Annotated in this window: 22 protein-coding genes; 20 read left to right on the top strand and 2 right to left on the bottom strand. The window is 39.1% G+C overall.

Going from position 1 to position 25,202, the window contains the following annotated elements:
• Nucleotides 1–127 precede the first annotated feature (127 nt).
• Genes sufC through sufB form a run of 5 tightly spaced genes read left to right on the top strand, consistent with a single transcriptional unit; the run spans nucleotide 128 to nucleotide 5,314 of the window.
• Complete coding sequence (gene sufC / locus UE46_RS13600) at nucleotides 128–916, top strand: Fe-S cluster assembly ATPase SufC (protein WP_036059962.1); 789 nt, start codon at nucleotides 128–130, stop codon at nucleotides 914–916.
• 18 nt (nucleotides 917–934) lie between these two features.
• Complete coding sequence (gene sufD / locus UE46_RS13595; protein ID WP_036059963.1) at nucleotides 935–2,227, top strand: Fe-S cluster assembly protein SufD; 1,293 nt, start codon at nucleotides 935–937, stop codon at nucleotides 2,225–2,227.
• A 1-nt stretch (nucleotide 2,228) separates the two neighbouring features.
• A complete protein-coding gene (locus UE46_RS13590; RefSeq protein WP_036059965.1) occupies nucleotides 2,229–3,455 on the top strand; it encodes a cysteine desulfurase in 1,227 nt (408 codons plus the stop codon).
• Nucleotides 3,452–3,895: a Fe-S cluster assembly sulfur transfer protein SufU gene (gene sufU / locus UE46_RS13585; RefSeq protein ID WP_036059966.1), complete on the top strand. Its 444-nt coding sequence runs from the start codon at nucleotides 3,452–3,454 to the stop codon at nucleotides 3,893–3,895. The genes UE46_RS13590 and sufU overlap by 4 nt, the downstream gene beginning before the upstream one ends.
• 24 nt (nucleotides 3,896–3,919) lie before the next feature.
• Entirely contained in the window at nucleotides 3,920–5,314 is a 1,395-nt protein-coding gene (sufB, locus tag UE46_RS13580) for a Fe-S cluster assembly protein SufB (RefSeq protein WP_036059967.1), read from the top strand.
• 116 nt (nucleotides 5,315–5,430) lie between these two features.
• Here the strand turns inward: sufB and UE46_RS13575 are convergent, their stop codons facing one another.
• Nucleotides 5,431–6,654 carry an ISL3 family transposase gene (locus tag UE46_RS13575; RefSeq protein WP_118907705.1) on the bottom strand — a complete coding sequence of 408 codons (1,224 nt, stop codon included), beginning with the start codon at nucleotides 6,652–6,654 and terminating at the stop codon, nucleotides 5,431–5,433.
• A gap of 350 nt (nucleotides 6,655–7,004) precedes the next feature.
• On the opposite strand from UE46_RS13575, the gene UE46_RS13570 reads away from it, so the two are divergent.
• From UE46_RS13570 to UE46_RS13505, 14 genes are all read left to right on the top strand, one after another.
• The gene (locus UE46_RS13570; protein WP_118907704.1) at nucleotides 7,005–7,571 is read left to right on the top strand and encodes a lacticin RM; all 567 of its coding nucleotides are present in this window, start codon (nucleotides 7,005–7,007) and stop codon (nucleotides 7,569–7,571) included.
• A 104-nt stretch (nucleotides 7,572–7,675) separates the two neighbouring features.
• Nucleotides 7,676–8,308: an ATP-binding cassette domain-containing protein gene (locus tag UE46_RS13565; protein ID WP_233230937.1), complete on the top strand. Its 633-nt coding sequence runs from the start codon at nucleotides 7,676–7,678 to the stop codon at nucleotides 8,306–8,308.
• 139 nt (nucleotides 8,309–8,447) lie between these two features.
• Nucleotides 8,448–9,218, top strand: coding sequence for an ABC transporter permease (locus UE46_RS13560; protein ID WP_143812892.1), 771 nt, complete (start codon nucleotides 8,448–8,450; stop codon nucleotides 9,216–9,218).
• 807 nt (nucleotides 9,219–10,025) lie between these two features.
• The gene (locus UE46_RS13555; RefSeq protein WP_051493048.1) at nucleotides 10,026–11,897 is read left to right on the top strand and encodes a glycosyl hydrolase family 18 protein; all 1,872 of its coding nucleotides are present in this window, start codon (nucleotides 10,026–10,028) and stop codon (nucleotides 11,895–11,897) included.
• Nucleotides 11,898–12,084: 187 nt separating this feature from the next.
• A complete protein-coding gene (uvrC, locus tag UE46_RS13550; RefSeq protein WP_036062667.1) occupies nucleotides 12,085–13,176 on the top strand; it encodes an excinuclease ABC subunit UvrC in 1,092 nt (363 codons plus the stop codon).
• Between the two features lie 197 nt (nucleotides 13,177–13,373).
• The gene (locus tag UE46_RS13545) at nucleotides 13,374–14,480 is read left to right on the top strand and encodes an alpha/beta hydrolase (RefSeq protein ID WP_036062669.1); all 1,107 of its coding nucleotides are present in this window, start codon (nucleotides 13,374–13,376) and stop codon (nucleotides 14,478–14,480) included.
• Nucleotides 14,477–15,307, top strand: a complete 831-nt coding sequence (locus tag UE46_RS13540) for a phosphatase PAP2 family protein (RefSeq protein WP_233230936.1) — start codon at nucleotides 14,477–14,479, stop codon at nucleotides 15,305–15,307. Before UE46_RS13545 ends, UE46_RS13540 begins: the two co-directional genes overlap by 4 nt.
• A 27-nt stretch (nucleotides 15,308–15,334) precedes the next feature.
• Nucleotides 15,335–16,261, top strand: coding sequence for an AraC family transcriptional regulator (locus UE46_RS13535; RefSeq protein WP_036062673.1), 927 nt, complete (start codon nucleotides 15,335–15,337; stop codon nucleotides 16,259–16,261).
• 19 nt (nucleotides 16,262–16,280) lie between these two features.
• Nucleotides 16,281–16,769, top strand: coding sequence for a hypothetical protein (locus UE46_RS13530; RefSeq protein WP_036062676.1), 489 nt, complete (start codon nucleotides 16,281–16,283; stop codon nucleotides 16,767–16,769).
• 14 nt (nucleotides 16,770–16,783) lie between these two features.
• Nucleotides 16,784–19,000 (top strand): glycoside hydrolase family 3 protein, encoded by a 2,217-nt coding sequence (locus UE46_RS13525; RefSeq protein WP_118907701.1) that lies wholly within the window; start codon nucleotides 16,784–16,786, stop codon nucleotides 18,998–19,000.
• 835 nt (nucleotides 19,001–19,835) lie between these two features.
• Entirely contained in the window at nucleotides 19,836–20,588 is a 753-nt protein-coding gene (locus tag UE46_RS13520; protein ID WP_036062678.1) for a DeoR/GlpR family DNA-binding transcription regulator, read from the top strand.
• Nucleotides 20,585–21,496 (top strand): 1-phosphofructokinase, encoded by a 912-nt coding sequence (gene pfkB, locus UE46_RS13515; protein WP_036062680.1) that lies wholly within the window; start codon nucleotides 20,585–20,587, stop codon nucleotides 21,494–21,496. Before UE46_RS13520 ends, pfkB begins: the two co-directional genes overlap by 4 nt.
• Before the next feature lie 16 nt (nucleotides 21,497–21,512).
• Complete coding sequence (locus UE46_RS13510) at nucleotides 21,513–23,390, top strand: PTS fructose transporter subunit IIABC (protein WP_036062683.1); 1,878 nt, start codon at nucleotides 21,513–21,515, stop codon at nucleotides 23,388–23,390.
• Nucleotides 23,391–23,497: 107 nt separating this feature from the next.
• Nucleotides 23,498–23,848, top strand: a complete 351-nt coding sequence (locus UE46_RS13505; protein ID WP_118907700.1) for a helix-turn-helix domain-containing protein — start codon at nucleotides 23,498–23,500, stop codon at nucleotides 23,846–23,848.
• 53 nt (nucleotides 23,849–23,901) lie between these two features.
• Here the strand turns inward: UE46_RS13505 and UE46_RS13500 are convergent, their stop codons facing one another.
• Nucleotides 23,902–24,549, bottom strand: coding sequence for a competence protein ComK (locus UE46_RS13500; protein WP_118907699.1), 648 nt, complete (start codon nucleotides 24,547–24,549; stop codon nucleotides 23,902–23,904).
• Between the two features lie 269 nt (nucleotides 24,550–24,818).
• Between UE46_RS13500 and UE46_RS13495 the strand changes: the two genes are divergently transcribed.
• Entirely contained in the window at nucleotides 24,819–25,052 is a 234-nt protein-coding gene (locus tag UE46_RS13495) for an IDEAL domain-containing protein (protein WP_036062686.1), read from the top strand.
• The last annotated feature ends 150 nt before the right edge of the window (nucleotides 25,053–25,202 follow it).

The raw sequence follows: 25,202 nt of genomic DNA, 5'->3' as shown, positions 1-25,202 counted from the left end.
CTCTAACACAAAGTAAGAGCTATTTAAAAAGAATGTATTTCGGATAGTTGTAATTAGATTAGAATTATACTAAACTAGAACCATACGTAATGAAAAATAATGCGAAAAAATTAGGAGGTAATTTTTAATGTCAACGTTGAAAATTCAAGATTTACATGTTGAAATAGAAGGTAAAGAGATTTTAAAAGGGGTTAACCTAGAAATTTCGACTGGGGAAATCCACGCAATAATGGGACCTAACGGAACTGGTAAATCGACGCTATCCTCAGCAATTATGGGGCATCCTAAATATGAAGTAACACAAGGGACTATCGAACTTGATGGGGAAGATGTTCTGGAAATGGCAGTAGATGAACGCGCCCGTGCTGGTCTATTTTTAGCCATGCAATATCCGAGTGAAATTAGTGGAGTTACAAATGCCGAGTTCATGCGTGCTGCGATTAATAGCCGTCGTGAAGAAGGTAAAGAAATTCCATTGATGCAATATATCCGCAAATTAGACGAGAAAATGGCTATTTTGGAAATGGACGAAGAAATGGCTGAGCGTTATTTGAACGAAGGTTTCTCTGGCGGAGAGAAAAAACGTAACGAAATTCTGCAATTATTGATGATTGAGCCGACGATTGCGATTTTAGATGAAATCGATTCAGGTCTTGATATCGATGCACTGAAAGTCGTTTCTAAAGGAATTAACGAAATGCGTGGCGAAGGTTTTGGTTGCTTGATTATTACCCATTACCAACGTTTGTTGAACTATATCGAGCCTGATTTTGTACACGTAATGATGCAAGGGAAAGTCGTGAAAAGTGGCGGATCTGAACTTGCGAAGCGCTTAGAGGGCGAAGGTTATGACTGGATTAAGCAAGAACTTGGTATCGAGTTTGACGAAGAAGAAGAAACCGTTGACCAAAAATAAGAGAGTGAGGGATAAATCATGACAGAAAATTTAGCTGTAAAAGATGATTTTATCCGTGCTTTTTCAGGCGATTTAGGCGAGCCTGGCTGGTTAACAGAGCTACGGATAAATGCATGGCAACAAGCTTCGGAATTAGCATTGCCATTTGTAGATAAAACGAAGATTGATCGCTGGAATTTCACGAAGTTTGAGGCTTATGCGGCTTTTCAAGCGGGTGTGACGAATGAGGCGTTACCGGAGAGTGTTCAGGCGTTAGTTGCGGAGGACGCGAATGTGTACGTTCAAATTGATAATCGCCCGGCGCGACTGCATTTGAGCAAGGAATTGGCGGATGCTGGTGTTATTTTTACGGATGTTATCACGGCGGCGAAGGAACATCCGGAACTGGTACAGAAATATTTCATGACCGAAGCGGTAAAAGTGGATGAAAGTCGTTTGACGGCCTTCCATACGGCGCTTGTGAACGGTGGATTGTTCTTGTATGTACCGAAAAACGTGGAAGTGAAAGAGCCGATTCAAGCGGTTTTTGCACATGAAAATGCGAGCTCTCCACTTGTGAATCATGTGTTGCTAGTTGCGGATGATAACAGCGCTGTGACTTACGTGGAGAACTATGTGACACTTAACGCGGAGAATAAAGGTATTGTGAATATTGTTGCTGAGGTTATTGCAAAGAACAATGCGCAAATTAAATTCGGTGCGGTGGACAACCTGGGAAGTGGCGCGACGACTTATGTTAGCCGCCGTGGACATGTTGGAAACGATAGCCGTGTGGAGTGGGCGCTTGGTTTGATGAATGATGGCGACACGATTAATGAAAATACGACGAACTTGATGGGCAATGGGTCTGTCAGTGACGTGAAAACGGTGACGGTTGGTCGTGGTAAGCAAACGCAAAACATTACGACACGCGTGACGCATTACGGCTTGGCATCGCTGGGCACGATTTTGTCACATGGTGTGATGAAAGATAGCGCGACGACAATTTTCAACGGTATTGGTCATATTAAGCATGGTGCGTCGAAATCGGATGCGCAACAAGAATCTCGCGTGTTGATGCTTAGTCCAAAAGCGCGTGGAGATGCCAATCCGATTCTTTTAATTGACGAAAATGATGTAGTAGCTGGTCACGCGGCGTCAGTTGGTCGTGTGGATCCGTTGCAACTTTTCTATCTAATGAGCCGCGGAATTTCGAAACAAGAAGCAGAACGCCTTGTTATTCACGGTTTCCTTGATCCAGTTGTACGCCAATTACCAATCGAAAGTGTGAAACTTCAACTGAAGGAAGTTATCGAAGGGAAAGTGCGCTAACATGACGCTAACCCAAAAAATTCAGGCTGATTTTCCGATTTTAAAGCAGGAGATTAACGAAAAACCGCTTGCTTACTTGGATAATGCGGCTACTTCCCAAAAACCGAAGCAGGTCTTAGATGCGGTCATGAAGTATTATGAGTGGGAAAATGCGAACGTTCACCGCGGTGTTCATACGCTGGCGGCTCGCGCGACGGATGCTTATGAAGGAAGCCGGGCGAAGGTGGCGCGCTTTATCGGTGCACGCGAGACGGCGGAAATTATTTTCACGCGCGGGACGACGACGGCGATTAATATGATTGCAAACGGTTATGGTGACGCGAATTTGCAAGCGGGAGATGAGATTGTGATTTCCCACTTGGAGCATCATAGTAACTTGATTCCGTGGCAGCAGTTGGCGAAACGGACAGGCGCGACGCTAGTTTATATTGAATTGGACGCGGACGCGACGATTACGCTTGCCAATGCTGCAAAAGTGATCAACAAGAAAACGAAAATAGTCGCGATTGCTCACGTTTCTAATGTGATCGGCTCGATTGCACCGGTTCGCGAGATTGCGGATTTGGCGCATTCAGTTGGCGCGGTTATCGTTGTTGATGGCGCGCAGGCTGTGCCGCATATGAAGGTCAACGTACTCGCATTGGACGCTGATTTTTACGCTTTTTCGGGGCATAAAATGATGGCTCCGACTGGAATCGGCGCGCTTTATGGGAAACGGGAATTGCTTGATGCGATGAACCCGACGGAATTTGGCGGCGAGATGATCGATTTTGTCGAGTTACATGACTCAACATGGAAAGAACTGCCGTGGAAAATGGAAGCGGGGACGCCGAACATTGCAGGAGCGATTGGTCTTGGCGCTGCGATTGACTATTTGGAAACGATTGGCTTTGACCTGATTCACAATCACGAAGAAGAATTGACCGCCTATGCGATGGCAGAAATGCAGAAGCTGGACGGCATTACGATATATGGTCCACTAGACGCGACGAAGCGTTGCGGACTGATTACGTTTAATTTAGAAGGAGCACATCCCCATGATATCGCGACAGTGCTTGATGAAGAAGGCGTTGCAATTCGCGCTGGACATCATTGCGCACAGCCGCTCATGAAGTGGTTGGATACGTCCTCCACAGCCAGAGTAAGTTTTTACGTATATAATACCAAGCAGGAGGTCGACCAGTTTATCGCTGGCCTCAAGCTAACAAAGGAGTATTTCGGATTATGAGTGGTCGCAAATTAGATCAATTATATCGCCAAGTTATTATGGATCACTACAAAAATCCGCGCAACAATGGCACGCTCGACGATGAAAGTGTCACGATTGACCTGAATAACCCGACGTGTGGTGACGAAATTCATCTCCATCTCAAAGTGGAAAATGAAACCATCACTGGCGCCAAATTTACAGGTAGCGGATGTTCGATTTCGATGGCGAGTGCTTCCATGATGACCGAGAGTATTATCGGAAAATCAGAAAAAGAAGCCCTCAAAATGTCGCGTGACTTTTCAGAAATGGTACAGGGTCACGAACATGATGTGATCGACGAAAACGGTGATGTCGAAGCTTTATCAGGCGTTGCTAAATTCCCAGCTCGAATCAAATGCGCAACTCTTTCATGGAAAGCCATGGAACGTGCCATTTTTGAATTCGAAGGAAAGAAATAAGAAGTTTAAAGGAGGATCTTGACTATGACTGAAATTCCAGAAATGGGCGAGTATAAATACGGTTTTCATGATAAAGATACGTCCGTTTTCCGTAGTGAACGCGGCTTGACAGAAGATATCGTGAGAGAAATTTCAAGTATTAAAGAAGAACCTCAGTGGATGCTTGATTTCCGCTTGAAGTCTTTAGAACAATTTTATAAAATGCCGATGCCGCAATGGGGTGGCGACTTATCCGAACTGAAATTTGAAGATATTCGCTATTACGTGAAGCCATCGGACCACACGGTAAACGATTGGGACGAGGTTCCCGACGAAATCAAACGCACCTTCGACAAACTCGGAATTCCCGAAGCAGAGCAGAAATATCTTGCCGGAGCTTCCGCGCAGTACGAATCCGAAGTAGTTTACCATAACCTGAAAAAAGATCTTGAAGACATCGGAATCGTCTTCAAAGATACAGATTCAGCGCTCAAAGAAAACGAAGATATTTTCCGCGAGTATTTCTCAAAAGTTATCCCGCCAACTGACAACAAATTCGCGGCGCTTAACTCAGCAGTTTGGTCAGGTGGCTCGTTCATCTACGTTCCAAAAGGCGTGAAAGTCGATACACCGCTACAAGCTTATTTCCGCATTAACTCGGAGAATATGGGACAATTTGAGCGGACGTTAATCATCGTGGACGAAGGCGCAAGCGTGAACTATGTGGAAGGCTGTACCGCTCCCGTTTACACGACGAATTCCCTTCACTCAGCGGTTGTTGAAATCATTGTTAAAAGCGATGCTTATTGCCGTTACACAACGATCCAAAACTGGGCAAACAACGTGTACAATCTCGTAACCAAGCGTACTTTCTGTGATGAAAATGCGACAATGGAATGGATTGATGGAAACATCGGTTCGAAATTAACGATGAAATACCCAGCCGTTCATCTTCGCGGTGAAGGCGCACGTGGTATGACGCTTTCTATCGCGATTGCTGGTAAAGGCCAACGCCAAGACGCCGGAGCAAAAATGCTTCACTTGGCGCCAAACACATCGTCAACTATCGTCTCAAAATCAATCTCCAAACAAGGCGGTAACGTAACCTATCGTGGTATCGTTCACTTTGGTCGTAATTCAGCAGGATCTCGCTCGAATATCGAGTGTGATACGTTAATTATGGATAACGCGTCCACATCTGATACAATTCCTTACAATGAAATTTTGAATAGCGACATTTCCTTAGAACACGAAGCAAAAGTTTCCAAAGTATCCGAGGAACAACTATTCTATCTGATGAGCCGTGGCGTAACAGAAGAAGAAGCAACAGAAATGATCGTCATGGGCTTCATTGAGCCATTTACAAAAGAATTACCAATGGAATACGCTGTCGAAATGAACCGTTTGATTAAGTTCGAAATGGAAGGTTCGATTGGTTAATATGATTCTCATAAAAAAGTAGCCTCTTGATTTGAGGCTACTTTTTTGGCTCTTTGTCAATTGTTGGGGTGAAATATCGAAGTACAAGCTAGAGAAACAATGGCTTGTACCTCTTTTTAACCTACAGAAATGTCAAAATCTTTGATAAAATGCTGGGCAAGTATTTTGGCACGGAATCGTGAAAAGTTTTGATAGCCATAAGAAGTGCGCTTGATAACTTTGGTTCGGTTGTTAATTCCTTCTACGAAACCATTGGACAGATGTGGGTAAATGAAGGCATTGATGATTTCTGTTTCCCAGCGTCGGAAAGTACCGATAGCTTTTATGAATTCTGGAAGCTGTTTGTCTTGTACGAGTTGATAGAAATCGTGTAAGGATTGACGAACGTCGTGGCGTTCTTGTGCTTTATTGGCATCAAACCAAGCCTGATAGGCTTCCTTGATGGTGTAGGCGGTTTGTAGATCAGGGTGCAAGCTTAAGTAACGGCGAATGATGCTTTTTTGCGCTGTGTCCAGCTTATGAGATCGCTTGAAAAGGAGTTTTTGTATCCGTTTCCCGTGTTTTCGATCTTTTTCTGAAAAACGTTGTTGGACACGAACGCGGACTTTATTCAGCGCCCAATAGATGTAGCGAGAGAAGTGGAAAGAATCGGCAATAATAACTGGTTTGTCAAGGGCTTGTTGCACGGCGTTTTTGAAGGTCGAACTCAAATCCATGATAACCATCTCTACCTGCTGCCCGCGTTCTCTTAAATAACGTTGAATGGTTTTGGCGCGACGGTTTTCTAAGATATCAATGGGGCGACGAGTCATGGGATCAGCGATAATGAGTTGAAATTTGCCTTTGTCGGTATCTCCCTTGAACTCATCGATAGCGATGACCTTAGGAAGAGAGACGGGAGGCGTGGAAAAGGCTTCTGTACGCGCGTCGAATAGACGCATAATTTTAGGTGCGGTGGTCCCAAACGTTCTGGCAGTATAAGTAAAGGACGGAGCGGAAATACTATGAAAAAGGGCCGCTTGGTGCCAAAGCGTTGAAAAACGCTGATAGCGTGCCACAAGTCCTTGATTTTTTTCATCAAATGATTTTCCGCAGGAACAAGCATATCTGCGTTTTCGATAGTGCACATAGACACGTTTTTCTGCGACTTTTAGATGTTGGAAAGTGTGCGTACGATAGTCTTTAATGCGATCTGTCCGTGTTTTACAAGAGGGGCAGGCATGTTTTTTTCGTTTTAGTTGGATATGAATGTGGCAGATATGATTTTCAATCGAATAATCAAGAAGTTGGATGTTTTTATTTTCTAAACCGATGAGTTGTATGATAAAATGGTCTGGCATGGTAATATCGCTCCTTTGGATTGGGTTTCGTCACTTTTATCTTAAAGGATTTTGATATTACTGTGTATTTTTTTGTCTTGAAATGAGAACAAAAAAATGCTGAGGTAGATTATTTTCTACCCCAACATTTATTATAGAACCACTTTTTTATGGTTTAATGCTAATTTTGGGATCGGAATATGGAAGTAAGATCTAGATAGGCAACGCTATACGAAAAAACATGCTGAAAAGGCTATCTGCCATCAAATTGAAATTCTCTATTTACATATCATTGTAATCATTGACATTATTTGAAGGGAAGTATATAATAAGGACTGTTAATAAAATACAGAGAAAAGGGAGATTAGATTATGCAGAACGTAATTAGTAGTAAAAAAGTTAAAATGATAGCGCTAACGCTATCTTGTTCATTTTTACTCACAGTAGTGGCACCAGCTCTTAATGTTAATGCAGAAGAAAATGTTAGCGATTTAAATGCGGTAACGGAAGTAGAACAACTCAATGTAGATGCGTCCCAAGCAATTTCTGAAATTGATAATGTCGGAGTTGAGGAAGTAACAGATGATAATGTGCAGGCTACGCCAAGCTTACTTAGAGCATCAGCTTTCAAAAATAAGACATATTCTTATAAAAGAGGTGGGTTTGCAGCATATTGTAAAGATTTTATAAATTACAGATATAATGGTACTACTGTAGCAGAAAATAGCAAATGGCAAGAAGCACAATATATTTTTCCTAATATAATTAGAAAAGCTGGAATAACAAACTATGCAAATGGTACGGGATATAAAGATTATAGAGGGACAAAAACGTATAAAATTGGCTCACCAAGTCCTTGGGGTGATGTTTCATTTGCAGAGTTCGACCGATCAGACTATTATCGAGTAAAATCAAATGGTTCAGGGTATCTAAAATAGGCATGTTATATTGAAGTACTGAAGCAGTTACAATGGGAAGTTTATCCAAATTGTAACTGCTTCAACTTTAGTCGATACTTATCGGAATGAAAAGGAGTGTAAAAGTGCTAGAAATTATAAATTTAGAGAAAAAGTACAAAAATAAAACTATACTATCAAATTTTAATATGCTACTTGATTCCGCAGGTATTATTTTTTTCTTAGGAAAAAATGGTGCTGGTAAAACAACATTTTTTAACTGCATTATGGGCTTTGAAGACTACTCTGGTGAAGTTATAAAACCAGTAAATGTTGCTACAGTTTTTGATGAATCACATTTATATAGTAATTTAAATGCATTTGATAATATTGCTTTATTAGTGGGCAAAAATTTGGGAGATAGCGAACGAGAATTGCTGTTGAAGTACATAGATGAGAGTGTATTAAATAGAAAAGTGAAATCCTATTCACTTGGCCAAAAAAAGATTCTAGCCATTCTTATCGCTATGTTTACAAACCCACAATTGCTTATTTTAGATGAAGTATCTAATGGTCTAGATTATGATACTGCAAAACAGGTCAAAAATTTATTAATAGCATGTAAAAAAGAAACACTTATTCTAGTTTGTGGGCATCAATTTGATTTTTACAATCAAATACTAGATGAAGTTTTCGTTATTAATGACAAAAAGCTAGTTCAGGTAGATATAAATGATTTTACAGATTTGGAGAAGGTGTATGAAAAGTTTGTGGGATAATGTTAAGGTTCAATTTTTTTATCAGTGGAAGGCGAAGTATATTATTACATTATTTATGTTTCTTGTTATATTATGTAGTTTTTCTAGCTATTCGCAGTACAATTCTTTACATCTAAAAGAGGCTAGATTTAATAGTTCAATGGAAATGTATGAAAAAGATGGTATTACGCTGAAACAAGCCCTTTCGGAGGAGTTAGAAATTAAGACGGATGGTAATTCTGAGGAAATAAGTAACATATTGAAATACGATTATTATCGTGTGATTGCAGCTAAAGTGGCATTAAATCCGTTAAATGCTCCAAATCAAATCTTTACATCCATCGCGATATTATTTTTACCTATTATTTTTGGTATTTATAGTTGTCATGTGGCATTCTTTGACTTTAAGCACAAGACTATCAAAAATCAGTTATTATTAAAAGGTTATAAAAATCTTTTTTTTAGTAAGTTTTTTTCCATCATAATCATGGCAATTGGCGTAGTTTTGGTTACTACATTGCTCTCCATAGTTATCCAATACTTATTTAATTTATTCGTTGGTGTACAGGCAAATACAAGCGTGAACTATTTGAAAGAGGTACCCTTACAGTTTCTTTATCAATCAGTGGTTCTCATTTTGTTTGGAGTATTCTTTTTTCTATTAACAACTGCTGTAAGGTCAACACTAGTTAGTATCATTGCTTTGTTTTTGTATATGCTACTTGTCCCTAATTTAGGCGGTTTTGATTTGAAAAATCTAATGCTTCTTACTGTATCAAAAATATATAATACGTCAGCAGCTACAATGGATGTGGTCGCGGGTGAAGATACTAATCTCATATTAGGCTATGTTGCTACAATTGGTGTATGGATATTACTGATAGTTCTCGTATATAAAATTGATAAGAAGAGGTCATGTCCTAGGCTTTGATAGGCTAATTCTTCACAAAACAAACAAGAGTAGTCTTCTCAACAGGGGCTACTTTTTAGTTTGCCCAGTATGGATAAACCTTAACGGGTGAAGGTCCTGAGTGCGACCAAGTAGTGGTAAGAGCCTACCCAACAGCAGGGGCATTTATGATGACTGCGAGGCTTACAAATATAGCTATACGAGTAAATCCTATGCTAGAGTTGTATATCCATGGATATTAACAACAACTATCACGAATTAAAGGCTCGCTAAATTTGAGTGAATATCAGCAACTGAGCACTGTAGTAACATACATGTCTAGCATGAAATTGAACCGTCTACTTGATTATCAGGATATAAAAGCTATTACATATTATCTAAATAATGTCTGCTTCGATTGTCTTTGTCACTGCATCATTTTTTGCAAATGTGCAACATAAGCATATCTCAATGCACGAGGAGAAAAAAATTACTACAGAATCATATTCAGAAATTAGCGGTTAAAATTGACATTTGTATAACTTTATCTTAATATGAACATATGGGAATTTTTGATAATAATATCCATGGAAGCGTATTCTTTTATAGCGAGAATAAATGTCCATCAACTAGTTCATTAATACAAAGACAATTCCCAATCAACCTAGAAGAAATCTAGTGAAAAATAGAATGATACGAAAGGGTGATTTTTACTAGTTGGAAAAAATGTATTGTTTGGTCACTTACTAAGGTTAGCGTCTATTTAAGGTTGGGAATTTTTTTAGAGGGAAGTAACATCAGAGTATCTCACCACGGTAATAATAATGATTATATTAGGGGGATTTTTTCATGAACGTATCATTGAAAAGAAATATTCTGACAGCAGGATTAGCTATTATTCTAGTACTCTCCGCCGTGATGGCATTCACAACACATGTATCTGCGGCATCAAGTACACAACTTAAACCGCATGTGAACATAGGTTACTGGCTGGGTGGCAACGGTGGATCGAAAAAAACATTAGCTCAAGCAAGTTCGGGCTGGGATGTCATCAACGTTTCATTTATCGAGACGAAAGGAAACTACTATACGCCGAATTTAGCAATGGATCTTTCGGCAGTCTATCCAGGTACAGAGGCACAGCAAATAGCAGCTTTTAAAGCAGATATTAAAACGTTACAAGCGCAAGGTAAGAAAATTGTTATTTCTTGCGGTGGACAAAATGGTGTTGTTCATATGGATAATGCTGCGCAGCGAGATACTTTCTTGAGCGGAGTTAAAAGTATTATTAATGAATACGGATTTGACGGTTTTGATGTTGATTTCGAGGGTAGTTCCATAGCTGTTATGAGTACTGACAAAATTGGCCAACTTACTTCACAGCAGTCCATCAACTTGGAATATTTACTCCGCAATCTGAAAACTACTTACGGATCTGACTTCATTATTTCTGCGGCCCCTGAGTATTGCTATGTTCAAAATGGGGCAATCAGCACAGGTAATGGTGGAGCATTTCTACCGGTTCTTAACGCTACTCGTGACATTTTGACATACATTCACCCGCAATACTATAACGGTTTTAATGGCGACTTCGCTTGGTTACAGCCATCAGCAAATGCCGGTGCACCTTTTGCACAAGTTTATTCTGCAGAAGGATACACTCGCCTTTCTGAGATGCTGATTACAGGATTTGTAACGATGGATAAAGGGACTTTTGCAGGGCTACGACCAGATCAAGTTGCTTTTGGAGTACCTTCCACGAACGGTGCAGGTAATGGGGCACAAAGCGTTTCAGTCTATGCTTCCGCTCTAAATACCTTGCTTGCCAAATATCCTACTTACCGCGGAATTATGACATGGTCCATTGGTTGGGATGAAGCGAACGGAAACAATTTTGTAAATACGATTGCGCCAATTATTAAAGCAGCAAATGATTCCGCTCAACCGTCACCAGATGCTAAAGCTCCAACAATCTCTAGCCAGCCAACTGATAAAACTATAAAAGTAGGTGGCGCAGCAGATTTAACGGTAGTCAGCTCTGTATCTAAAGGGACACTTAGTTACCAGTGGTATAAAGCCTCTAGCAAAGTAAACACTGGCGGTACAGCAATAAGTGGTGCAACAAGCGCAACATACAATGCACCAACAAATGCGGAGGGTACCAACTACTATTATTGCGTTGTTACCAATACGGACAATACAGCGACAGGAATCAAGACAGCAACAACGACAAGTAATGCGGTATCCGTAGTCGTTAGTGCTACAAGTAGTGCAGCAACACCTACTATTACAAGCCAACCAACTGATAAGGCAACTACTTTGAGCGGAGCAGCGGGTCTTACAATAGGAGCAAATGTATCACAAGGAACACTCAGTTACCAGTGGTATAAAGCTTCTAGTAAAGTGAACACTGGCGGCACAGCAATAAGTGGCGCAACTAGTGCAACCTATAATGCACCAACAAGCGTAGTAGGTACAAGTTATTACTATTGCATTGTAACCAACACGGATAGTTCTGCTACAGGAACTAGTACAGTAACAAGTAATGCCGTGGCAGTCACAGTAAACGCATTACCAGCTGGAGATACATGGAAAGCTGACTCCATTTACGTTGCGGGAGACACTGCCATATATCAAGGGAAAACTTACAAAGCGAAATGGTGGACACAAGGAGACGTTCCAGGTGCAGCTGAATGGGGACCATGGGAATTAGTTTTATAGTAAAGCTAACTTAAAATGAAATAATAATCGCAGAGTCTATTTTAGGAAGTTATATACTGGCTTCCCTAAAAAGACTCTGTTTTTGAGTACCCAAGGCGATGAATGCAGTTGGCTATTTAGCAAGCTTTACAAAACTTCTCGCAAAGTCTAAAATAAAAGAGCCAACGTACGTCCTGGAGGTGTAACAATGGATGCAAAATTAAAACAAAAGTTAAAAACATTGCCTGAATTGCCTGGTTGCTACATATATCGGGATAAAAAAGGTGAAATTTTATATATCGGTAAGTCCAAAAACCTCAAACAGCGTGTGAAATCTTATTTTACGAAAACGCAAATCGGAAAAACCGCGCGTTTGGTTCATAATATTCATGATTTTGAGCTGATTATCACGGATTCTGAGCAAGAAGCCCTGTTACTCGAGATGACACTAATTATGAAATACCAACCACCGTACAATGTGATGTTAAAAGACGAAATTCGCTACACGTATCTTAAAATCACCAATGAAACGAATCCACATCTGGAGCTTACAAAAGAAATCGAGAAAGACGGTGCTTCCTATTTTGGTCCTTATGCTAGTCGTCACACAGCAACGGCCACGCAAGAACTATTGCAAAAAATATATCCGCTTTGTTATTGTAATGGGAAGAAGGGACGTCCTTGTTTTTACTATCATATTGGCATGTGCATCGGTCCGTGCGCTCGTGATGTTACAAAAGAAGAATATGACGCTCAAATAAAAAAGATTAGTAACTTCTTAAACGGTGGGCAAAAAGAGGTAAGACGTGATATTGAAAATCGCATGAATAAACAAATAGAAAATCTTGAATTTGAACGTGCAAAAGAAACGCATGAGCTTTTGAATGTGCTGGAACGTGTCACTGAGAAGCAAAAAGTGATGTCACGTGATTTCGGACATCGAGATATGATTCATTTTGCGGAACAAGATCAGTTTTGTGCCATTCAGATCTTTTTTGTGCGAAATGGAGCCATTGTTGGGAGGCACGCGAAAGTTTTTGAGTTTGTCGGGGATGTAAACGAAATGGTCGAGACCTTCCTCATGACTTTTTACAATCATCCGAACCACTTGTTGCCAAAAGAATTACTTGTTCCGGAACAGCTGGACACGAAATTATTGGCGAGCTCTTTAGGTATTAAAGTACGTGTGCCAAAAAAAGGCGAGAAAAAGGCGTTATTAGAACTTATACATGAAAATGCTAAAAGTGCACTGGATGCTCATTTTAAAATGCTAGAGTATGCGGAGAAAAAAGAAGAGTAAATCAGAAAGCGGTCTTTAAAAGAGATTGCTTTTTTTGTGATGAAAAATTCATAGGTAGTTTAGATGGCTCATTTAGAATGGAATATCAATATTTGACTATAGATGTCATAACTTAAAGCAACTAAGAAAGCGTTTTCTATGCTATTATTAAAATGTAGCAAGGATAAAAAAGTGAAGTGAGGAAAGAAGGTATTAAAATGGAAAGAAAATATCCAGAGAGCTTAGTTGCTGATATCAAGCGAAAGCAAGAAGTGGTCATGATAGACGACGTAGAAGTATTACTTAAAAATATACCTGATTGTGACATAAAAGGTGCGATGGATCCTCGTTTATATAAAGAAATGAAGAAAATGGCACTAATATCAAATTTTATCCCTAAAAGTGCGTTTAAAATGGATGCGAGTCCGAAATCATTAGCGAGATTGAGAAAGATGTTTAACAGTGTGGACAGTTATCCAATGGTAAAAGCGGAAATTGCGATAACAAAAGAGACTGTGAAGGCGGAGGATGGTTATGATATTCCAATGTATTGTTTCAAGTCTAAGACACCACTTGAGAATTCGCCGATACTTTATTTCATTCACGGAGGCGGTTTCTTTGCAGGTAGTGTAGATGTTGTGACAGAAGCACTCAAGCTATTTGTTGCTAATACGAATATGATCGCTTTTTCGATTGATTATCGCTTGGCACCGGAAAATCCATATCCAACGGGGCATACGGATTGTTATGCAGGGCTCAACTGGATTCAGGAAAATGCGGCTCGTTTTGGTGGAGATCCAGCAAATATTTTTGTTGCGGGTGACAGCGCTGGAGGGAATTTAACGCAATACTGTACGAATAGAGCATTGGAAGATGGGACAAAAGCGGTGAGAGGACAAATGTTGCTTTATCCGACCGTCAATATGGGTGGAGTGAAGGATGAGCATGTCAACTTTAGCAAAGAGAAGTATGATATCTATCCCAAACATGCCAAAGTGATTAATATGTCATTGGATATGATGGGCGGTGCTACAGATGGTTTGGGTGAATTTTTAGGAACGAACGATCTGATGAATAAATATTTAACACCATATATGGATGTTAGTCCAGAGTTGCCACCGACATTTGTAACAGTGGGAGAACACGATTTTCTTAAGATTGAGACATTAGCATATGCGCGTAAATTAACGCTTGCCGGAGTGGACACAACGACCATAGTGTATAAAGGGCTGGGACATGCTTATATTGATAAGGTTGGCTACTTCCCGCAAAGTGAAGATTGTATTCAGGAAATGACGAACTTTATTATAAAATATAAAGGGTGATACGTGTGAAAAGAAGCAGTAAAATTTTGTTGGCTGTCGGAATCGTTGCTTTCGTTTTATTCACAATTTCTGATTTACAGATTTCAATGAATATCTTCAATGAACAGTCAGCATTTGGAAAGTTTTTTGAGGCATTTGGAGAGTTACCAATGTCTTATGTGGGCGCTTTTTCATCTGCGGCTTTGCTTGTTACGACAAGAAAAGCCGCAGCTTGGAAGTTTTATTTAGCGCTTGTTAGTTTTGGAATATTGCTTGTGTTCTTTTCCTTCATGTCTAGTTTTTTGGTCGCGTCGCATTTAAACTTACCAACTTGGACTGTGCTGTTATCAACTTGCGTGTACATCATTCTCTTTTTCTTGCTCGCCAAGGCAGTTCCAGGCAAGTATCGAATTCCATTACGACGAGCGGCGATAGTGGGGCTGGTTCTTTCTTTCGCAGCAGTGTTGATTATCACCTTACTAAAAATGTTGTGGGGACGCATGCGATTTAGGAGTATGATCGATCCGACGAATGAGTTCACACCTTGGTACTTACCGCAAAGCTTTACGACGAATAATGAGTTTATGTCCTTCCCTTCTGGACATGCTGCAAATTCTGCGGTTATTATGTGGATTACGCTATTACCGACGTTTATCCCTGTTTTGAAAAATAAGCAACTGTTGCTACAAATTATTGTGGCGATCTGGATTGCATTGGTGATGATCAGTCGTGTTATCATGGGCGCTCATTTTTCGACAGATGTCATGATGGGGATGCTAATTTCTTTAGGTGTTTTTGTTCTCTTAAGATCCAAATTTATTAAATCAGATTCAGTTGGAAATAAATGATAAAAAGCTATCTAGGTGGTGTATATTTTGAGTAAAACAATTTATGAATCTATTCAGATGGATGATAATTTGCCGATGAGAATTCTTCATATTTATCCTGATAGTCCGCTTTTGTTACGTGATCCTACCATTCCTAAACTGGAGCTTGATACAGTTCATTTTGTACCACCTCACTGGCACCGTAGTTTAGAGCTGACTTACGTTGTAGATGGTGGTATTACTCTGCGCACAGGAGATAAGGTGAAGACGTACATGAAGGATTCACTTTTTATTATCAATAGTGGTGATATTCATGAGGTAAGCAATGTCCCATCAGATAATGTAGAAGTCGTTTGCTTGCTCATTTCCAATGATTACGTGCAATCGCTTCAACCTGAGTGTGCGGACATTCGTTTTGATCTATCCACAACAACCGAAACGCATGAAGCATTCATCCAGTTATATCAAGATATATTGGAGCTTTATTATGCAGAGGATCCGTTTAATTATTTAAAAATTCAAGGGAAACTACTTGAAGTTATGTACTTGTTATTCACGCATCATCGGGTGGAAGAAACACCACATCTATTGAAAAAACATGTAAAAACGCAAGAGCTTAATAAAAAAATTCTGGAGTACATTCATGAAAACTATGATAAGAATCTAAGTTTAGAAATGATGGCAAAGGAGTTTCATTTTTCAAGAGAACATTTTGCGAGAATGTTTAAGGAGACATTCGATAAAACGTTCCTTTGTTATGTAAGCGATTACCGCCTGTATCGAGCGTTTCCAGAGATCGTAAATAGTGAAAAAACAATCGAGGAAATCAGCTTAAAACATGGCTTTTCCAGCTCAAAGTCTCTCATTACCCAATTCAAAAAGAAATATCAAGAAACGCCAATGAAGTACAGGCAGAAAAATAAAGTTGTTATCTTAGACCATAACGAAATTAATATTCATTCTAAAACAATGTAAAAGGAAAAGGGGAAGTTGTATGAGTCCGAAAAAGTATATGCGGAAAAAAATCCTCATAGATTTTATCATTATTAATTTGGTCATTAACGCTGCGTTTTACATTATTAATTTTAGAAATTTTAAAGGGCAGTTAACGATGCAGGAAATATCATTTGATTTGATAATGGGCTTAGCTTTATTGGGCGTTTTTTGTTCGCTCATTGGATTTATTAATATTCGTAAAGATTTGAATAAAGGGAATGTTGCCGTGGAAGATTATCACCCTAGTCGAATTTCTAGTTTCTTTCCGCAACGTATTTTATGGCGTGTCCTCATACTTGCTGTACTGACTATAAGCCTTATGTTTACCGTTTTTGCAGTGCTTCCGTTATTATTAGGGGTGAGTAATATTAATCACTATATTGGTTTTGGGATTAAAACGATTTCAGCAGGCATTGGTGCCCTAGGTATTGGCTATATTGTTTTGGATTTATCATTTACAGATTATCAAAAAAAAGCATTAAGGTAGGTGCATAAAAGAAGATGAAAAAATATACGATAAGCGAGAAGGATGGTTATGTTTTAGTTGAAAATCAAAGTGGTGCAACACTTGGCTATAGCCTTGATAGTTCAGTGGGACTAATTGAAGAAGATGGTTATGCGTTTAAAGACTTAAATCATACTGGAAAATTAGATAAATATAAGGATTGGCGGTTACCACAAGAGGAGCGAATTGCCGATTTAGTGGCACGAATGTCAGTAGAAGATATCGCTGGTTTGATGCTTTACAGTGCACATCAATCGCTTGCTACAACTGGACTTTTTGGTACAATGTTTGCGGGTACGTATGATGGTAAGAAATTAGCAGATAGTAATAAGTCGATTTTAGATTTAACGGATCAACAGAAGGCATTTTTAAAAGAGGATCGGCTGCGTCATGTTCTGCTCACTGCAATAGAGGATTTAGAGACGGCGGTTACATGGAACAATCGTCTGCAAGCATCAGCGGAATCACTAGGTTTAGGAATTCCAGTAAATATCAGTACTGATCCGAGACATACTGTAAGCGCGAATACGGAATTCGATGCTGGGTCTGGCGGTGAGATTTCGAAATGGCCACATCAGCTGGGTTTGGCAGCTACTTTTTCGCCAGCGTTAATTAAAGAATTTGGTGAAATTGCTGCAAAGGAATATAGAGCTTTGGGAATAACGACAGCGCTTTCGCCTCAGGTTGATATGGCAACAGAACCAAGATGGATGCGCTTTAATGGCACGTTTGGTGAGGACAGTCGTTTAAGTGCCGACCTAGCTAGAGCTTATTGCGAAGGCTTCCAAAACAGTGCGGACGGTTGGGGCAAAGATAGCGTGAACGCAATGGTGAAGCATTGGCCTGGTGGTGGAAGTGGTGAAGCTGGACGTGATGCTCATTTTGGCTATGGAAAATACGCGGTATATCCAGGCGAGAACTTTGATGAGCATCTGATTCCATTTACAGAAGGTGCTTTTGATTTGGAGAAGACGGGTAAGGCGAGCGCGGTGATGCCGTATTACACAATTAGCTACGGCCAGACGGAAGATAATGTTGGAAATGGCTATAATAAGTATTTAATTACAGACTTATTGCGCGATAAGTATCAATATGACGGTGTTGTTTGTACAGATTGGGGCATTACGAATGATGCGCCAAAAGTTGATTCTTTCTTGGTTGGAAAGCCATGGGGCGTTGAAGGTTTATCGATTGCAGAGCGTCACTATAAAATTTTGATGGCAGGTGTTGACCAATTTGGTGGAAATAATGATATAGCGCCAGTACTCGACGCGTATCAAATAGGCATCAAGGAGCACGGAGAAGTATGGATGCGCGAGCGATTTAATCAAAGTGCTACACGCTTGTTACGGAATATTTTTCAAACAGGACTAATGGAGAATCCGTATCTAGACCTTGAAGAATCTAAGAAACAGTATGGTGTGGAGGCGTACCAAGAAAAAGGCTTTTTAGCACAACTTCAATCCATTGTGATGGTGAAAAATGCGGGGAAAACCTTGCCGTTGAAAGAGAAACAACGCGTGTACATTCCAAACCGTAAGCGCCCGGAATCATTTGATTGGTTTGGGCAACCGATACCGGCCGTGGATGAGTTGCCAGTTGTGCCGAAAATGATTACCCAATATTACGAATTAGTAGATGTGCCGGAAGAAGCTGATTTTGCGATTGTGATGATGGAGTCTCCAAAATCGTCTGGTTATACGGCCGAAGAGGGCTATTTACCAATTTCATTGCAATATCGCCCATACACAGCTACAAATGCCCGAAAAGTAAGCATTGCTGGAGGCGACCCATTAGAACATGGAACGAATCGTAGCTATGCGGGTAAAACAAATGTGACAGAAAATGAGGCGGATTTGGAGCAGCTTATCATGACCAAACAAAAAATGGGAGATAAACCAGTCATCGTCACGTTAGATAGTGCTAATCCAACAGTCCCAGCCGAGTTTGAGTCCTATGCCGATGCTATTTTAGTCCACTTCAGTTCAACGACACAGGCATTACTGGAAATTATCAGCGGTAGAACGGAACCTAGTGGCTTACTTCCATTCCAAATGCCAAGAGATATGGAAACGGTGGAGACACAGCAAGAAGATGTCGCACATGATATGATTCCTTATGTGGATCAAGAGAATAACGAGTACGACTTTGCTTTTGGTTTGAATTTTTCAGGTGAGATTAAAGACGAGCGAGTGAAGCGGTATAAACGATAATAAATAGGACCAGTTTAGAAATGTTGCATAGAGCTTCTTTCTGAGCTGGTTTCGTTTTTTGCAGTAGGTTTATATGAATTTTTAAGTTTGAAAATCAGGAGGTCTGGGATATAAACTAGATAAGGTGGCGCTAATTTTTCGTCCTACTCGGGAAATGGAGGGCATTTTTGCATTATCTTGTATTTGTGTCTGTTATTAACCTAAGTAAAAATCAAATGATGTTCTAAAGTGTTCGCTGATCTAGTATTTGTTTATGTCCTTTAAACTAATAAAAAGTATAAGCGTTACATTTTTTAGTGTTGAATATAAAAAATTCCCTCATTCATTCTAATTAAATAATCATAATATACTCATGTCGTTACATAATTACTAGCATAGTTCAGGAATGTATATTAAAATTCCGGCTTATCCAAGTCGATTTTTTATACATATTTTAGACATAATCGTATTGAATTGTACAACTTTGAGAGAGTTTTTGTTGTTATTTTATGGTTAATAAATACACAATGAATGCTCCTAGATCTAGTGTTTCAGAATGTATTTTATTTTTAGTTAGAAAGTAGTATGCCAAAATCAGTCATGCATTATTATACGTAAAAAAAAATACTGTTTTTTTCCTGTTTGATAGAGAAACCATTTGTATGAATTAAAAATAAATAAAAATGATTGAAAAGGCAGGGGATATTATCCTCATCGCCAAGCGTTTATAAATATAGATCTATATCAAAAGTAGCGGAGTTCTAAATTTAAATTCATCTATTTTCAAGTGATTGACCGTTTATGATTGACTTAGACTGTTTTTGGTGGTATTCTAATATCGGATGGAGGAGATATTATGTTGAATGCAGAAAGGCATAATCTTATAATGGATCTCCTTAAGCTAAGGGGAAGCGTTAAATTAAGAGATATTATGGATGCTTCGGATTCTTCGGAGTCAACGGTGCGACGCGATTTAGCAGATTTAGAAGAACAGGGATTGTTAAAACGTGTTCATGGTGGAGCAATCCTTAGTCAGGAACGTGCTACTGAATTAAGTATGGGTGAAAAATCAGTCATAAACGTTCGTGGGAAAAAAGAAATTGCACGAATAGCGGCATTGACAGTAGCAGATGGTGATTGTATTTACTTAGATGCAGGTTCTACTACATTTGAAATCATTCATTTTCTAGCGGGTAGGGATATTACTGTTGTAACAAATGGTCTGATGCATGTGGAAGAGCTCGTATCATTGGATTTAAAAGCTTATATTCTTGGCGGTAAAATGAAAGCGAAAACAAAGGCTGTTATTGGTGGTATTGCACTAGAGAATATTATGAATTACCGTTTTGATAAAGCTTTTATTGGAGCGAATGGAATTAATATTGTAGATGGGTATACGACACCAGATATGGAAGAAGCCTTGTTGAAGCGAAGAGTTATGAACCTCTCTGACGAAACTTTTATAGTTGCAGATAGAACGAAGCTACATCATAGTCATTTCGCAAAAATGTTTGATCTAGAAGATGCGGTGATCATTATAGATCAGATGGAAGCGGAAGACAAGGCTAGATTTATGAAAAAAACAACTGTTATGGAGGCGTTAGAATGATTTATACAGTAACTTTAAATCCCTCAATTGATTATATTGTTGAGGTAGATGATCTAAAATTAGGTGAATTAAATAGAATGAATGCTGCGGTGAAATTACCTGGTGGTAAGGGCGTGAATGTTTCGCGAATCTTAAATCAATTAAAGATAAATAATCGCGCATTGGGTTTTTTAGGTGGTTTCACAGGTGAATTCATTCGAGAATGGTTAGAAAAAGAGGGTAGCGAGAGCCAGTTTACGTATATTAAAGACGATACGAGAATCAACATTAAATTGAAACATGGCGAGGAGACTGAAATTAATGGTCTTGGCCCATCAATTGATTCAAAGGAGACCCTTCAATTTCTTGAAAACTTCGAATCAATGAAGGCTAGAGATATTGTCATCTTATCCGGAAGTATACCGCCTTCATTGGGAAATGATTTTTATAACCAGATTATTGAGAAGTGTGAGGCTGGGGGTATCGATTTTATGATTGACACAACTGGTCAAAGCTTACTTAATACGCTGGAAAAGAAACCATTTCTGATTAAGCCGAATCACCACGAATTAGCAGAGGCTTTTGGGATCAAATTTTCTGGTTTGGAAGATGTAATAGTCTACGGAAAGAAATGTCTTGAGATGGGCGCCAAACATGTTATTGTTTCTATGGCAGGTGATGGGGCCTTACTATTTGTAGGTGATAAAGTATACCAATCGAATACGCCGGTTGGGGTTGTGAAAAATTCAGTAGGTGCTGGGGATTCCATGATCGGAGGTTTCGTTGGTACGTATCAAGAAACACAGGATGTACTTGAAGCTTTTAAAGTTGCTGTGGCGACTGGAAGTGCTACCGCTTTTTCAACGGATTTAGCGACATACGATGATATTCAAAAATTAATTCCAGAAGTTAGGATTTCACAGATATAATTGGGAGGTTTACAAAATGAAGATTACAGATATTTTAAGTCAAGATACAATGATACTTTCTCTAAAAGCAACGACCAAAGAGGCCGCAATTGATGAAATGATTGCAAAGCTTGCTGAAAAGGGGAAAATTAATGATTCAGCGTTATTTAAAGCAGAAATTATGAAGCGTGAGCAAGAGAGTTCTACAGGTATTGGCGAAGGAATTGCTATGCCACACGCAAAGACAAGTGCTGTAAATACACCAACTGTAGTTTTTGCAAAGAGCGAAAATGGGCTTGATTATGAATCTCTGGATGGTCAGCCAGCATACCTCTTCTTCATGATTGCTGCAACTGACGGAGCGAATCAAACGCATCTGGAAACTTTAGCTGCGTTATCACGACTATTAATTCACCCGGATTTTGTAAATAAATTACGAACAGCTACCTCTACTCAAGAAGTTGTAGATTTATTTGATGCCGCGCAAGGTGAGGCGGAAGAAATTCCTGCAGAGAGCAATACTACAAGTTCACAAGACAAGCCTTTTGTTGTTGCAGTTACCGCGTGTCCCACGGGAATTGCGCATACTTATATGGCTGAGGATGCGTTAAAGAACAAAGCAAAAGAAATGGGTATTGATATACGCGTTGAAACAAATGGTTCAGACGGTGCTAAAAATAAATTAACATCAGATGAAATAGCGCGTGCAAATGGTGTCATTGTTGCTGCCGATAAAAAAGTAGAAATGGCTCGATTTGATGGTAAACACGTCTTACAAACACCGGTAAGTGACGGAATTAGGAAGCCAGAGGAATTGATTAATAAAGCTGTTGCCAAGGATGCACCTATTTATCACAGTAATGGTGAAAAGGATACCAGTTCTGATGACGGACAAAAAGTGTCTATTGGAAGTCGAATTTATAAAGACTTAATGAACGGTATTTCTCATATGCTACCCTTTGTTGTTGGTGGAGGTATTTTACTAGCGTTCTCATTCCTATTAGAACAGTACTTCCCAGGAGCAAAAGACTTTACTGACATGCTTGGTGCTATCAGTGGCGGAAAAACTGGAGCATTTATGTTCTTAATTCCAATTTTATCTGGTTTTATTGCGATGAGTATTGCTGATCGCCCAGGTTTAATGCCAGGTATGGTCGGTGGGCTTCTTGCAGCTACATCAGATGCAGGTTTCCTAGGCGGCTTGCTTGCTGGGTTCTTAGCAGGTTACGTTGTTCTTGGATTAAAAGTTCTTTTTTCTAAGTTACCGAAAACGCTAGAAGGTTTGAAACCAATCTTAATTTATCCAGTACTTGGACTTTTAGTAACTGGTGGATTGATGTACTTTGTTTTTGATCCGATTTTTTCAAAAATAAATCTCTTTTTAGTGGATCAACTACAATCTCTTGGAACAGCGAATGCAGTTATTTTAGGAACTGTTCTGGGTGGTATGATGGCGATTGATATGGGTGGCCCATTTAATAAGGCTGCCTATACATTTGCTATTGGAGTATTTACAAGTACAGGAAATACAGATGGTGCGTTTATGGCGGCTGTTATGGCGGGAGGTATGGTGCCACCCCTTGCGATTGCACTTGCTACAACTATCTTTAAAAATAAATTTACATCGGATGAACGTCAAGCGGGGATTACAAATTATGTTCTAGGCTTATCCTTTATAACAGAGGGGGCTATACCATTTGCTGCGGCAGATCCCTTGCGTGTCATCACTTCTTGTGTGCTAGGATCAGCGGTTGCAGGCGGTTTGACACAATTCTGGCATATTAATGTGCCAGCTCCTCATGGTGGTATATTTGTTGCAGGATTAGCTAACCATGCAGGTCTGTTTTTGCTTTCTATACTGATAGGAACTGTTATTTCAGGATTATTATATGGATTCTGGAAAAAAGCAATATAATGAAACGTGCTGCTCTAGCGATAGGGCAGTTTTTTATTGTATATTATCTCAAAGTCGAAATATCTGTTAGAGATTGCTATAATAGAAGTGTGGAGAGGAGTGAGGGTATGAATTTTGGAGAAAAGTTAATTTCACTTCGAAAAAAACATCAATTGACGCAGAAACAGTTAGCAGAAAAGATAGGTGTAACGTCATCAACCATTAGCAAATATGAAAATGATAATCACCGACCTCCTATATTTATTCTAGCTAAGCTAGCGGATGAACTGGGTACAACAACAGATTTCTTACTGGATGATGTTGCAGGGCTTAGGGAAAAAAATTCGGTAAATGCTTTTCCTTTGATTGGGAATCCTGAATTAGAAAAATGGTATTTGGAGTTACCTTACTCTTATTCTGAAGAAGAGTTATTGCTTTTGAAAAGAATTTCGGAGGCATTGGGGAATCGAAGTATATAGGATCATTTATAGAAGAGGCAGTCACAAATTAGAAAAAGGTGACTGCCTCATTTTTATTCTTCTTCGTCTTTATGTTTCTTCTTTTTATTATTCTCATCTGAAAAACTAAAATCTAAAAATTTATTATTAGACTCTTTTACATCGCTTAGAATATAAGGTGCGCGATTTTCAGCAGTTAGAGAGGTTGGAGGAAACAATAGATTAGAGTATGGATATTCATTTTCCACATTACGCATTTTCTGAGAAAACTTCATATGTAACATGGAAACTCTGGCCATCTGATTATTAAATGTAGAAAAAGAAACGGATATTTTTATTTTTTGATTGTTGGTAAATCGGATGGTTGTACAATTGTAATTAGAATCATAATATTCGGATATATGCTGTGGAAACACCCAAATGCAATCATCTCTTCCTGCTGACGTGGTAGGAAAAGCATAGGTAAAGCTTACAGGATCAATCATAATGGGTGGCTTGTGTGTAACACCTGTTAAAAAGCGTGTACCATCTTTTCTACCTTCATAACTAGAACCAAAAAATTGGCAACTTGTTTTAATTAGAAATAAAGGGGTAAAACTAGTTATACGATGGTCGTTTAATTCAAACACTTCTGAGTTGATTCCCGTTTTTGTCTTTAAGGGCAAGATTATCATGGTATGAGGATTAATCTCATACACTGGCGTTTTCATTTTCTTTTGCATGTCGACACTCCTTTGAAGTATATGGATAAAAGTAAATGCACTTTTAGGTTATGATTTCTCCAGGTTGATGTTTGTAAGCCACAAAGCACAGGTACTAAGTAAAGCCGATTGTCATTGTATTTCTCTATTTGCTAGTTAGTATAGCATAGCTAATTGTCGAAGTCACTATTTTTTCTAAAAATTCTATTTTTATACAAAATGGAACTTTTTAACCCCTTATTCCTACTTTTCAATTGTAGTAATAAAAATAAATAAAGGAGTGAGCAGTCATGGAAATGCGAGATTTTTCAAGTTCATTAGTTAATCAAGTTGGAGTTCTAAAAGGAGAAAAAGAATTGGTTAATACTTTCATTGAATGCTACATGACAATGCTCCTTGATGAACATCAGGTACAACAATTAAAAGACGAAATTGATATTGCACTGGATAATCAGGACAAAGCTAAATTTTATCTTTTAACAGAGAAATTAAACAAAATGCAGCAGGAAATGCTCATTATTTAAATAAATCGATGAAAAACTAGTGTCTTTCGAGGCGCTAGTTTTTTATTTGTTTGTTGAAATAACGTTATAGTGATAGACTAAAAAAGAGAATAATAAATTAGGGGTGGTCAAGCTAGTTTATTTATGTTATGATTCAAAAAAAGAAACATA

The organism is Listeria weihenstephanensis, assembly GCF_003534205.1.
Lineage (GTDB): Bacteria > Bacillota > Bacilli > Lactobacillales > Listeriaceae > Listeria_A > Listeria_A weihenstephanensis.
This window is presented reverse-complemented; position numbering and strand designations above follow the sequence as displayed.